General features: G+C 62.2%; 10 protein-coding genes. 7 read left to right on the forward strand and 3 right to left on the reverse strand.

The window, feature by feature from the left end; genetic code table 11:
- The first annotated feature begins 6 nt into the window (after window positions 1–6).
- Window positions 7–969 carry a LysR family transcriptional regulator gene (locus DBR44_RS00255; protein ID WP_199730935.1) on the forward strand — a complete coding sequence of 321 codons (963 nt, stop codon included), beginning with the start codon at window positions 7–9 and terminating at the stop codon, window positions 967–969.
- An 83-nt stretch (window positions 970–1,052) separates the two neighbouring features.
- Here the strand turns inward: DBR44_RS00255 and DBR44_RS00260 are convergent, their stop codons facing one another.
- Window positions 1,053–1,649: a helix-turn-helix domain-containing protein gene (locus tag DBR44_RS00260; RefSeq protein WP_233578242.1), complete on the reverse strand. Its 597-nt coding sequence runs from the start codon at window positions 1,647–1,649 to the stop codon at window positions 1,053–1,055.
- Between the two features lie 64 nt (window positions 1,650–1,713).
- Between DBR44_RS00260 and DBR44_RS00265 the strand changes: the two genes are divergently transcribed.
- Complete coding sequence (locus DBR44_RS00265; RefSeq protein WP_124640909.1) at window positions 1,714–2,403, forward strand: B3/4 domain-containing protein; 690 nt, start codon at window positions 1,714–1,716, stop codon at window positions 2,401–2,403.
- A gap of 140 nt (window positions 2,404–2,543) precedes the next feature.
- On the opposite strand, the gene DBR44_RS00270 is transcribed toward DBR44_RS00265, so the two are convergent.
- Both DBR44_RS00270 and DBR44_RS00275 read right to left on the reverse strand, forming a co-directional pair.
- Complete coding sequence (locus tag DBR44_RS00270) at window positions 2,544–3,710, reverse strand: sigma-54-dependent Fis family transcriptional regulator (protein WP_305000446.1); 1,167 nt, start codon at window positions 3,708–3,710, stop codon at window positions 2,544–2,546.
- Window positions 3,665–4,873, reverse strand: coding sequence for an acyl-CoA dehydrogenase family protein (locus DBR44_RS00275; protein ID WP_124640911.1), 1,209 nt, complete (start codon window positions 4,871–4,873; stop codon window positions 3,665–3,667). The genes DBR44_RS00270 and DBR44_RS00275 overlap by 46 nt, the downstream gene beginning before the upstream one ends.
- Window positions 4,874–5,288: 415 nt before the next feature.
- On the opposite strand from DBR44_RS00275, the gene DBR44_RS00280 reads away from it, so the two are divergent.
- The 5 genes from DBR44_RS00280 to DBR44_RS00300 all read left to right on the forward strand — a co-directional run bounded on the left by DBR44_RS00280 (window position 5,289) and on the right by DBR44_RS00300 (window position 11,990).
- Window positions 5,289–6,470, forward strand: coding sequence for an acyl-CoA dehydrogenase family protein (locus DBR44_RS00280; RefSeq protein WP_124640913.1), 1,182 nt, complete (start codon window positions 5,289–5,291; stop codon window positions 6,468–6,470).
- A gap of 8 nt (window positions 6,471–6,478) precedes the next feature.
- Entirely contained in the window at window positions 6,479–7,159 is a 681-nt protein-coding gene (gene ribB / locus DBR44_RS00285; protein ID WP_124640915.1) for a 3,4-dihydroxy-2-butanone-4-phosphate synthase, read from the forward strand.
- A 256-nt stretch (window positions 7,160–7,415) separates the two neighbouring features.
- Window positions 7,416–8,642: an SfnB family sulfur acquisition oxidoreductase gene (locus tag DBR44_RS00290; RefSeq protein ID WP_124640917.1), complete on the forward strand. Its 1,227-nt coding sequence runs from the start codon at window positions 7,416–7,418 to the stop codon at window positions 8,640–8,642.
- Between the two features lie 152 nt (window positions 8,643–8,794).
- Window positions 8,795–10,252 (forward strand): APC family permease, encoded by a 1,458-nt coding sequence (locus DBR44_RS00295; protein WP_158613524.1) that lies wholly within the window; start codon window positions 8,795–8,797, stop codon window positions 10,250–10,252.
- A 328-nt stretch (window positions 10,253–10,580) separates the two neighbouring features.
- The gene (locus DBR44_RS00300) at window positions 10,581–11,990 is read left to right on the forward strand and encodes an LLM class flavin-dependent oxidoreductase (protein WP_124640921.1); all 1,410 of its coding nucleotides are present in this window, start codon (window positions 10,581–10,583) and stop codon (window positions 11,988–11,990) included.
- Window positions 11,991–12,104: the final 114 nt, after the last annotated feature.

A 12,104-nucleotide genomic window follows, 5' to 3' on the forward strand; every position in this document is an offset into this window, starting at 1 on the left:
TGAACCATGTCCATGAACGAGCTGCGCTCCATCACCACTTTCGTGCGCACTGCCGAGTTCGGCAGCCTCAGCAAGGCTGCCGCTGCCCAGCAGATATCGCCACAAGCGGCCAGCAAGGCGCTAGGGCAGCTGGAGCAACACCTGGGGGTGAGGTTGTTTCACCGCACAACCCGCAGCATGTCATTGACGGAGGAGGGACAACGTTTTCTGGAGGCGGTGCATCCGTCGCTGATCGGCTTTCAGCAGGCGCTGTCGGCGGTGCGGCAGACCAAGGACGATCTGGCCGGGCCCTTGCGCATCGTCGGCCCGCGCACGGTACTGCAATCGGTGATTGGCCCGGTCATGGACGAATACTGCCGGCTCTACCCGGAAGTGCAGCTGGATGTACAACTGGATGACCGCATTGGCAACTGGGTGGAAGACCGCATCGATGTTGGCTTCCGGCTGGGCAACTCACCACAGGAAGGCGTGGTGGCCCGGCGGCTGATTCCCATGCAGCTGATTATCTGTGCCGCGCCCAGCTATCTGCGCAAGCACGGTATTCCGCAAAGTCTGTACGAGCTTAGCTCGCATCGCTGCAGCGCCTTTCGCCGTGCCAGCGATGGCCGCGTAGTGCCGTGGCGGGTGCGCGTGGGTGACAGCATGCAGGATCAGCCGATCAACCCGGCATTCTGTACCAATGATGAGGCCATGGAGTTGCGTGCCGTGCTGGCCGGCGAGGTGATCGGCCAGCTGGCGGCCCCTACCGCAGCGGCGTTGATCCGCAATGGCCGGCTGCTACCCATTCTGCTGGAACACATGGCCGATCACTACAGCCTGTTTGTCTATTACGGCAGCCGTGCCGCGCAGCCCGCCCGCGTGCGCAGATTCATCGACCTGGCGGTGGAGCGGCTGGCCGACGGTACTGATTTTGTACTGAGCAGCAAAGAGTTGGCGCAGGCCCATGCTGCAGGCCTTGCAGCAGGCTGACCGTCCCGCGCAGACCCGATACATTCATGGCGGCTTGGCTGGCGTGCTGCAGTCACGCTTGATCAGCGGCGCAGCGGCCAGGCTTACTTGATGACCCGCCAGGGGCTGAGTTCGGCCACGGTCATGGTGAATACCAGCAGCTCATCACTTTGATTGGCGTAATGGTGTGGTGCATCGGTACGCGCTACCGCCGCTGTGCCGGCGCGCAGGGTATGGACCACCTCCCCCACGCACAGCTGCAATTCGCCCTGTTCGACATGAAACAGCTCGAAAGTCCCCTGCGAATGCCCAGGCGAGGTGAATACCTCTCCCGGATGCATTTCCCAGCGCCACAGTTCCACCATGTCCGGGCCGCTGCTGCCGGCCAGCAGCCGGGCCGAACCGCCACCTGGCCCGCGCCACAGCAGCGGGATATCGGCTTGCTCGATGATGTGAATGGCCGGTGCGCTGGCCACATTCACAATATCGGCCACGGAAATGCCCAGCGCTGCCGCCAGCTTGCACAAGATGGCAATGCTGGGGTTGGCACTGCCTTTTTCGATTTCCACCAGCATGCCCTTGCTGACGCCAGCGCGGCGCGACAGCTCATCCAGCGACAGTTTCTGTTGTTTGCGATGTTGCTTCAGGCGGCTGGCCAATGCCGCGCTGATGGATTCGGCATCGGCACCGGGGTCGGTCATTATGTTGACTGTTTTGGACATTGGTCGGTAATATGAAATGAATCAGTCACCAAAGGATACCGCAATGTCAGCCTTTTTGCCGTCAATCAGTCCGGAGATCGCCACGATAGCCCCCGGTTTTCGGGCCGTCAGCATCCGCGTGGAAGCCGCCGCGCTGGCTGCACCTGAGTTTGGCGCGCAGCAGCTGCGCGAGGCCTGCCTGTTTGTTCAGGCTGGCGGCGCGGCCTGGGCCGATGCGCACCTGCAGGCCTGGGCCGATGTGTTCCGCGCCTTTGGTGCCAAGCCACAGCGTACGCCGTGTTCGGCCGAGGCACTGCGCAAGCGGGTGCTGCGGGATGGCAGCCTGCCGGCCATTGATCCGGTAGTCGATCTGTACAACGCCATCAGCCTGCGTCATGCCATTCCGGTGGGGGGTGAAAACCTGGCGGCTTATATGGGCCAGCCCAGACTGGTACTGGCTGACGGCAGCGAGCTGTTCGACACCATGAAAGAAGGCCAGCCGGCGACGGAGTCTCCAGAGCGCGGCGAAGTGGTATGGCGCGATGAGCAAGGGGTGACCTGTCGCCGCTGGAACTGGCGGCAAGGGGTGAGAACCCGGCTGAGTGCTGCCGATCAGCATATGTGGTTCATTCTGGAAAGCCTGCCGGCCATGCCGCTGGAGGCATTGCAGCAGGCCGGTGCCGAGCTGGCGCAGGGGATTGCGCAGATGATGCCCGGCTCGGTCATCGAATCCAGCCTGATCACCCTGTCGTGATGTGATGCCAAGGGTGAGTCTGCCAGGCTGACTTACATGGCAGCAGCCCGAACCAGCTAGGCTAGCCACCCGGGGGTTGGACGGGCAGGGCGGTTTCACTCAGGCTCGCCAGCACACTGTTTGCCACTCACCGCCGCGACCTAGCGCAGCGCGCTGATCTCGCCCAAGCGGATCAGCCGGGCGCGGATGATGTTGCGGCTGATGCCCAGCAGACGGGCTGCCTGCACCTGGTTGCGATGGCAGTAGTTATAGGCAGCGCGGATGATGCTGCTTTCGATGTCTTCATACAGATTGCTGCCATTGGCCTCGAACAGCGCTTGCAGTGCCTGCTGCAATTGCTGGTGGGCATCGTCGCTGCCCGCACCGCCGGCCAGTGGTGGGTGGCTGCTGCTGCGTTCGTTGCGCCGGTTCAGTTGCAGCGAGGACAGCTGCAGGTCTTCGCTGCGAACCACATTGTGCTTGCAGATCAGCAAGGCATGGTGGATGACGTTTTCCAGTTCGCGGATATTGCCCGGCCACGGGTGCTGCAGCAGCTTGCGTTCGGCTTCGGCATGCAGGCTGATGTCGCCATAGCCCAGGCGCTGGCGGTATTCGTCGACAAAATGGCGGGCCAGCGGCAGGATGTCGCCGGGGCGGTCACGCAGGGCTGGCAGGGCCAGATGGGCCACCCGCAGGCGGTAGAACAGATCCTCGCGGAAATGGCCGGCGGCGACGGCTTCTTCCAGCCGCACATTGGTGGCGGCAATCACCCGGACATTGATGGGGATGGGTTTGCGCGAGCCCAGTCGCACCACCTCGCGCTCCTGCAGGATGCGCAGCAACTTCACCTGAATATTCAGTGGCAAGTCGCCGATTTCATCCAGAAACACCGTGCCGCCATTGGCGGCCTCGAACCAGCCCGGCTTGGCGGCGAAAGCGCCGGTAAATGCGCCTTTTTCATGGCCAAACAGCTCACTTTCCACCAGCGATTCGGAAAACGCGCCGCAATTGACGGCGACAAAGGGCTGATTTGCCCGCTGGCTCAGCGCATGCACGTGGCGGGCGATCAGCTCCTTGCCGGTGCCGGTTTCACCAATGATCAGTACATTGGCGTCGCTGGGGGCAATCAGTTGAATGCGCGCCAGCAGGGCGGTGGATTGCGGGTCTTCAAACACCTGCGCCGTGGCGCGGATGGAGGTGGTCAGGCTTTGCCGGTTCGGCAGGGTAATCAGGGGCATGGCCGGGCCTTCCGCTGGCTCGGCCCGCCGGGCCGATGTGGGTTTCAGGAATAAAACGTCGGTGTCGGATAGCTGCGAATCAAAGCCCATTCCCCTAACTCCTTTAATTTGTAATCAACCGGATCGTGCAAGGTGTGGGTGCGCAGATTGCGCCAGTGCCGGTCCAGACGCAGTCCGGCATGGGTGGCGCGCGCGCCGGTTACCTCGAACATCTGACAGGCCAGGTTCAGCCCCATCCGGGTGGCGGCCACCTTGGCCGCCGCAATATTCATGGCCACTTCGCCGCGTTCGCTTTCGCTCAGCGCCTCGCCACGGGCCAGTACGTCCACCAGCCGGCTGCCCGCACGGTCGGTGAGGGCGCGCACGCTTTCCAGCCCCACCCAGAATTCGCCGTAATGACCCAGGATGTAGGGGTCTTCGTGGGTGTGGTCTACCTGCGCCGCCTGCCAGGGTCGCGCCTCGTGCAGGGTGTAGTGCCGGGCTTCTTCAAAAGCGCCTTCGGCAATGCCCAGATAGATATTGGTCAGGATCAGCTGCGCCAGCAGTGGCCGCAGGCAGGAGCGCGGCGTGGTGAGCGGGCCGGGCGTATCCAGAATTTCATTGTTTTCGATGCGTACCTTTTCAAAGTGCACGCTGCCGCTATCTGTCTGGCGTTGGCCGATATTGTTCCAGTCCTGCTGCACGCTGATACCACTGCGCCCGGTGGGGATGGCCGCCACCACGAGCTGCCCGCCCGGCTGGCGACGGGCAGAGACCACCAGCATTTGTGAATCCAGCGCACCGGAGCAAAAGCTTTTCTGGCCGGAAAACTCGTGCCAGCCGGCAAGGCGCTTGCTGACGGTGCGCTCGTCCAGCGGATTGAGCGCATTGCCCCAGAACCAGTTTTGCCGGGTGGTGATTTCATGCCAGGGCTGCCATTGTTCCGGCCGGCCAAACAGCTCTACCGTGGCCAGCATCAGATGGTGAAAGGCAAAAACATGGGCCACCGAGCTATCGGCCTTGGCAAACTCGCGCACCACCAGCAGGGTCTCCTGCCAGTTGGCACCCATGCCGCCCAACTCGCGGGCAATGGACAGGCCCAGCAGGCCGCTGGCGCGAATGGCATCGCGCTCGGCCTTGGGGGTGCCGCCGGCATGGTCGCGCTCTGCTGCGGTAGCGGCAAACTGACTGGCCAGTTGCTGCGCCAGCAGCAGGGCCGAGGCGGGTGTGCTGGCTGTTTGCGGTGCTGCCAGCAGGTGTTGGGGCAAATTCAAGCGTACATCCTTTATTGATCGGCTATTTCCAATAAAACAGCACAGATTTGGCTATGTTATTGGCGCGATGTAAACCAAGGATTTGTCAGGAATATATCTGGAATTTGAATTAGCCCAATGCAGGCGCTAATGGTGAATGGCTGAATGGTGCTGCGTGTGCAGCACCGTGTTTATTGGCTGCTGCGCAGGCAGCAGTGCCGAGTGAGCCATCTGCTGCCTGCGCAGCAATTTCCGGCTGAAATGATATTTTTCTAGCTTGATTCAGCTGGCATGCAACGTGCTATTGAATATCGGGCAAAACCGCTAAAGGTTTTATTTCAGCCTCAGGTAATCACATGCACAGCCATTCATTCAGTATGCAATATGTTTCATTCGCCACACTGCACGGGCGGGTCCGTCAGGCAAAGGAGGGCGCATGAGCACCCAGCCGATTGGCCCGGACAGCCCGCTGGCCATTGCCCGCGAACTGGCCAGCCGTTTTGCCCGCAGCGCCGTGGCCCGTGATCAGGCCGGCGGCACGCCCAAGGCCGAGCGCGATGCGCTGCGTGACAGTGGCCTGCTGGGCCTGATCATCCCGCGTGAATTCGGCGGCCTGGGCGAGAGCTGGAGCACCACATTGCAGATCGTGCGCGGACTGGCGCGGGTGGATAGTTCGGTGGCCCATGTGTTTGCCTTTCAGCACCTGTTGCTGGCCACCGCCCAGCTATTTGGCCGGCCAGAACAGTGGCAGCCGTGGTTCGAGCAAACGGTGCGCGAGCGCTGGTTCTGGGGTAACGCGCTCAATCCGCTGGATACCCGCACCCTGGCCACGCCGGATGGTGCAGGCTTCCGCTTTCATGGCGACAAGAGCTTCTGCTCCGGCGCTACCGATTCGGACATGCTGCTGGCCTCGGCACTGCGCAGCGGACAGAGTGGCTTGCTGATTGCGGTGATCCCCACCCGCCGTGCCGGCATTGCCATTCATCAGGACTGGGACAATATCGGCCAGCGCCAGACTGACAGCGGCTCTGCCCGTTTCGAACAGGTGCGAGTGGAGGCGGGCGAGCTGCTGCTGCAGCCCGGCCCCCTGTCCACGCCACGTGCCTGCCTGCGGCCGCTGATTGCCCAGCTGATTCTCACCAATATCTATCTGGGCATTGCCGAGGGCGCGCTGGCCGAGGCTCGCCGCTACACGCTGGAGCAGCGCCGGCTGTGGCCGGCCTCGCTGGCTGATCGCGCCAACAAAGACCCTTACACCCTGCTGCACTATGGCGAATTTCACGCCGCCCTGGAGGGTGCACGCCTGCTGAGCGACCACGCCGCCCGGCAGCTGGATGAGGCTTGGCAGCAGGGTGATGCGCTCAGCGAAGCCGGGCGCGGTCAGCTGGCGGTGCAGATTGCCGCCGCCAAGGTGCATGCCAGCCGCAGCGGGCTGGACCTCACCAGCCGCATTTTCGATGTAACCGGGGCGCGCGCCACCAGTGCTGCCCTGCGGCTGGACCGCTTCTGGCGCAATTTGCGCGTGCACAGCCTGCACGACCCGCTGGATTACAAGCTGCAAGAACTGGGTGACTGGGCACTGAATGGCCAGTATCCCGCCCCCTCGTTTTATTCCTGAGAAGCAACATGACCCTGAACAAGCAAGCACACGCAGACGATTTTGACGCAGTAGAACAGGCCATTGCCGCCATTGCCGCTGGTGGCTTTGCCGTGGTGGTGGACGATACCGACCGCGAAAACGAAGGCGACCTGATCATTGCCGCCGAAAAAATCACCCCGCAGCAAATGGCCTTTCTGGTGCGTTACAGCAGTGGCGTGGTGTGCGTGGCACTGACTGGCGAGCGGCTGGATCAGCTGCAGCTGCCGCTGATGGGGAGCAGCAATAACGAATCGCAGCGCACGGCCTTCACTGTCACCGTGGATTATCTGCATGGCACCAGCACCGGCATCAGCGCCGTGGACCGTGCCGCCACGCTGCGGGCATTGGCTGACAGCCGCATTCCGGCCAGTGATTTTGCCCGGCCCGGTCATATCTTCCCTTTGCGCTATGCGCCGGGTGGCGTGCTGGCGCGCCCCGGCCATACCGAGGCCGCACTGGACCTGTCGCGGCTGGCGGGCCTGGCTCCAGCCGGAGTGCTGTGCGAAATCGTCAACGACGATGGCAGCATGGCGCGCCGCCCGGACCTGCTGCGCTTTGCCCGCCAGCATGGCCTGCCCATCATCACCATTGCCGACCTGATTGCCTACCGCGAACGTACCGAGATGGCGGCGCTGGAAGCCAGTTCGCCTTTGGGTGTGGCGGCCTGAGCCTGCCAGACCGGTCTGCTCCTGCAACACCCGCCACGGCGGGTGTTTTTGTTTCTGTTACAGGGTGATGGCTGCTGAGCTGGCAGCAGTCGTGCAGCAAATTTGCTGCACGGGACTCAGCAGGTTTTGGTTTTTAATTCGCGCAATCCATTGAAAATTAACAATAAATATTCTGGCACGCTGTTTGCAATGATCTGGCTATCTATCTCGCCATCCCGCTGCCGGCCTCAGGCTGGCGGCCAACAAGGAAATCATCATGAGCAGCACCGTACTGGATACCCCCACACCTGTTACCACGCCGGATGTCGTGCCGGTGATTCGCTCCGACACCGAGGCCCTGCAAGTGGCACGGGCGCTGGCGCCGCAGCTGGCCGAGCAGGCCGCGCAGCGCGATCAGCTGCGCAAATTGCCGTTTGATGAGGTGGAATTGTTCTCCCGCAGCGGCCTGTGGGGCATTACTGTGCCGCGTGCCTTTGGCGGTGCCGAGGTGTCGGCGGTGACGCTGGCCGAGGTGATTGCCATTATTTCTGCCGCCGATCCGTCACTGGGGCAGATCCCACAGAATCACTACTGCCTGGTGGAAGATATCCGGCTGGAAGGCAGCCCGGAGCAGCAGCGCTATTTCTTTGACCTGGTGCTGCGTGGTCAGCGCTATGGCAATGCCTTTTCCGAGGCCGGTGGCAAGACGGTGCTGGACATCCAGACCACCATTCGCCGCGACGGCGACGACTATGTGCTCAATGGCCGCAAGTTCTACGCCACCGGCGCGCTGTATGCGCACTGGGTGCCAGTGCTGGCGGTGGACGAACAGGGGCAGGCGCTGCTGGCCTTTGTCGAGCAGGGTACGCCGGGCCTGACCGTGGTGGACGACTGGAGCGGCTTTGGCCAGCGCACCACCGCCAGTGGCTCGGTGATTGCCGAGCAGGTGCGCCTGAAACCCTTCCAGATTTTCCATACCCACCGCTCTTATGATCGGCCCACTTTTGCCGGGCCGTTCGCCCAGATCACCACCGCCGCCATCGACCTGGGCATTGCCCGCGCGGCGCTGGCTGACACGCTGGACTTTGTCCGGCAGCAGGCGCGGCCGTGGATAGACAGTGGTGTGGAGCGGGCGGTGGACGACCCGCTGACCATTGTCGCCATCGGCGATCTGCAATACCGGCTGGTGGCGGCAGAAGCGTTGCTGGAGCGGGCCGGGCGCTTTATCGACATCGCCAAGGCCGAGCCAGACGAAGACACGGTTGCCGAAGCGGCCATTGCCGTGAGTCTGGCCAAGATTGCCACGACCGAGATTGCCTTGTTGGCCGCCAGCAAGCTGTTCGAACTGGGCGGCAGCAAATCCACCCAGGGGCGTTTCAATTTTGACCGGCACTGGCGCAATGCCCGCGTGCACACCCTGCATGATCCGGTGCGCTGGAAATATCACGCCATTGGCAACTACACGCTGAACGGCATCAAGCCGGCACGGCATTCCTGGAACTGATCGCCACGACAAGGGCCCGCCGCAAGGGTGGGCCCGGGGAGCAAGCATGCAGCGCAAGTGCCTGGGCTGTTGACCACATGGTGCGGCTGCGCCGGTACGGAGCAGCTGGCGGTGGTGACTTGTCAGCGTCCATAACAATCAAGAGGTGTTTCATGATTCATTCCACGCAAGGCGAGGCGGTGCTGGAAAGCCCGTCTGCCGATAGCAGCAGTCAGCCCGCAGCCACGCTGCGGCGCAATTACCTGCGCCTGCCGGAGCTGGTGGCGCAGTCCATCGGCCTGGTCGGCGTATCCGGTGGGGTAGGCATTCTGGTGCCCGCCGTGTTTGCCACTGCGGGCAACGGCACCTGGCTGGCTTATGCCTTTGCCACCGTGGCCCTGCTGTTTTCGGCCTGGAGCATTTCGTTGTTTGCCCGCACCGCTGCATCGCCCGGTGCCTTGTATGCCTATGCCTCGCAGGGCATAGGCCCGATCTGGGGCGTGATCTGCGGCTGGTCCTTGCTGATTGCCTATGCCGTGGGCGCCGCCGGCATTCTGCAAGGCACGGTGAATACCTTTCTGGTGCTGGCACGCGAACTGGGCGTGGTAGCGGCCCATCCGCCGCTGGCCGTCAGCCTGCTGCTGACCGTGGTGGTGGCGCTGGCTGCCTGGGCGATTGCCTACCGCGATATCCGCCTGTCCACGCGTTTTACGCTGCTGGTGGAGTTGCTCACCATCCTGTTGATTGCCGTGGTGCTGATTGCCTACCTGCTGAACAGCAACAGCCATGTCGATCAGCCGCAGCTGGCACTGGAAGGGGTGAAGCCGGAACAGCTGCGCCTGGGCATGGTGCTGGCCTTCTTCAGCTTTACCGGTTTTGAAAGCGCCACCGTGTTGGGAGCCGAGGCGCAATCGCCACTCAAGGCCATTCCGCGCGCCGTCATCATCAGCATTGTCGGCCCGGCGCTGCTGTTCATTCTGGCGTCGTATACGCTGGTGGCAGCCTTCCATGGCCAGCATCCGGGCCTGGATCAGGCTGATGGACCCTTGTCCATTCTGGCGCATCGCCTGGGCCTGGGCGGCTTTGGCCTGATCATCGATGCCGGGGTGGCGCTCAGCTTCTTCGCGGCCTTTTTCTCCTCGATTAATGCTGCCGCACGCATTATCTACACCTTTTCCCGGCAGGGTTTGCTGCATGCGGCTACCGGCAAGGCGCATGCCAGCAATGCCACCCCACATATCGCCGTGACCCTGCTGGTGGTGCTGTCGCTGATCGTGGGCCTGGTCTTTACCGCCAATGGCACGGCCCTGCTGGATTCCTACGGTTATCTCAGCTCGGTGGCCACCTATGGTTATCTGCTGGCCTACGTGCTGGTGGCGGTGGGCGCGCCCTTGTATCTGCGCCGGCAGGGCAAGCTCAAGCCGCAACATGTGCTGATCAGCCTGGTGTCGGTATTGCTGCTGGCCATTCCGCTGGTGGGCAGCGTCTACCCCTTGCCGACCGGGGTGTACGCCTGGCTGCCTTATGTGTTCCTGGGGCTGGTAGGGCTGGGCTTGCTGTGGTTTCTGGCGCTGAAACTGCTGGCACCGGCACGTTTGCGCAGCATAGAGGACGAATTGCAGCAGGAGTGACTGCAGCAAACGCTATCAGTCGGCCCGCTTGCGGGCCGATTTTGTTGTTGCGGCTTGCTGCCGGCTCAGCATGGCTGCTGCGGAGGTGTTGGCAGGGCAGCAGGCTTGTTTGCTGGTGCGGGGTCGGTATTAAAGTATTATCTGAAGATGATTCGGCAAGTTACATGAATAAATAACATCAAGTTGCTGAATATAAATGAATTGTATTGTTTTTAATTAATGCAGTTTACGTGGATTGCTTAGCGGAATTGATGCTTAGGCATGGCTGGCGCAGGTATGGATATTGCAATCATGCAGCTGTATTCAAACACCCCTGACAGGAACTGCAATGAGCAAGACCATCCGCTTCAATGCCTTTGAAATGAACTGCGTGGCGCACCAGTCGCCCGGCTTGTGGACCCATCCGCGCGACCGCTCCTGGCAGTACAAGGACCTGGAATACTGGACCGACCTGGGGCGCATTCTGGAGCGCGGTTTTTTTGATACCGTGTTCATCGCCGATGTGATCGGCTACTACGACGTGTATCAGGGCAGCAACTACCACGCCATCCGCGAAGGTGCCCAACTGCCGGTCAACGACCCGCTGCAACTGGCCGCGCCCATTGCCCTGGCCACCAAGCACCTGGGTATCGGCATTACCGCGTCCACCTCCTTCGAGCACCCATATCCCTTTGCCCGCCGCCTGAGCACGCTGGACCACCACAGCAAGGGCCGGGTGGGGTGGAATATCGTCACTTCCTACCTGGAGAGTGGTGCCAAAAACATCAGCGAAGGTGGCTTGCGCCGCCATGACAACCGCTACGATGTAGCGGATGAATATATCGAGGTGATCTACAAGCTGCTGGAAGGCAGTTGGGAAGATGGCGCGGTGGTGCGCGACCGCGAACGCGGCATTTTCGCCCACCCGGAAAAAGTGCATGAGATCGGCCACAAGGGCAAATACTTCGAGGTGCCGGGCTATCACCTGAGCGAACCTTCGCCGCAGCGCACACCGGTACTGTTCCAGGCTGGCGCATCCGGCCGGGGCAAGGCCTTTGCCGCCCAGCATGCCGAGTGCGTGTTCGTGGCCGCGCCCACCAAGGACATCCTGCGCCGCTATGTGGACGATGTGCGCAGCCAGGCTGCCGCCGCCGGGCGCGACCCGCAGCAGATCAAGATATTCAACCTGGTGACGGTCATCGTGGACGAAACCGACGCCAAGGCCCAGGCCAAGTTTGCCGAATACCAGCGCTACGCTTCCTACGATGGCTCACTGGTATTCATGTCCGGCTGGACGGGCATCGACTTTGGCCAGTACGCCCCCACCGAACTGGTACGCCACGTAGACACCAACGCCATCATTTCCGCCGTCGAACATCTGTCCAATGGCAGCAAGGCCTGGACCATAGACGAACTGGCGCGCTTTGGCGGCATTGGCGGGCTGGGACCGGTGTTTGTCGGCTCGGCCGCCACCGTGGCCGACATCCTGCAGGACTGGGTGGAAGCCACCGATACCGATGGTTTCAATCTGGCCTATGCGGTGGCGCATGAAACCTTCGAAGACGTGGTGGAATACCTGGTGCCGGAATTGCAGCGCCGTGGCGTGTACCAGACTGCATACCGCCCCGGCACCTTGCGCGAAAAGCTGTTTGGTGCCGGCCCGCTGTTGCCGGACAACCACCCGGCCGCGCAATACCGCGACATCGAAGCCTGGAAGCAAAAGCACGCGGCAGCAGCTGCGGATTTGCAGCCGGCCTGAAGTCTGGAGCTGGCAGTCAACACCGCGCCCGTCATGGCGCGGTTTTTCTATGGGTCTTGGCCATGCAAAAGGCCCGCAGTTGCGGGCCTTGTCGTTATCCAACTCGCAGAACCA

Origin of the sequence: Aquitalea sp. FJL05 (assembly GCF_003852595.1) — a bacterium.
GTDB lineage: Bacteria > Pseudomonadota > Gammaproteobacteria > Burkholderiales > Chromobacteriaceae > Aquitalea > Aquitalea aquatilis.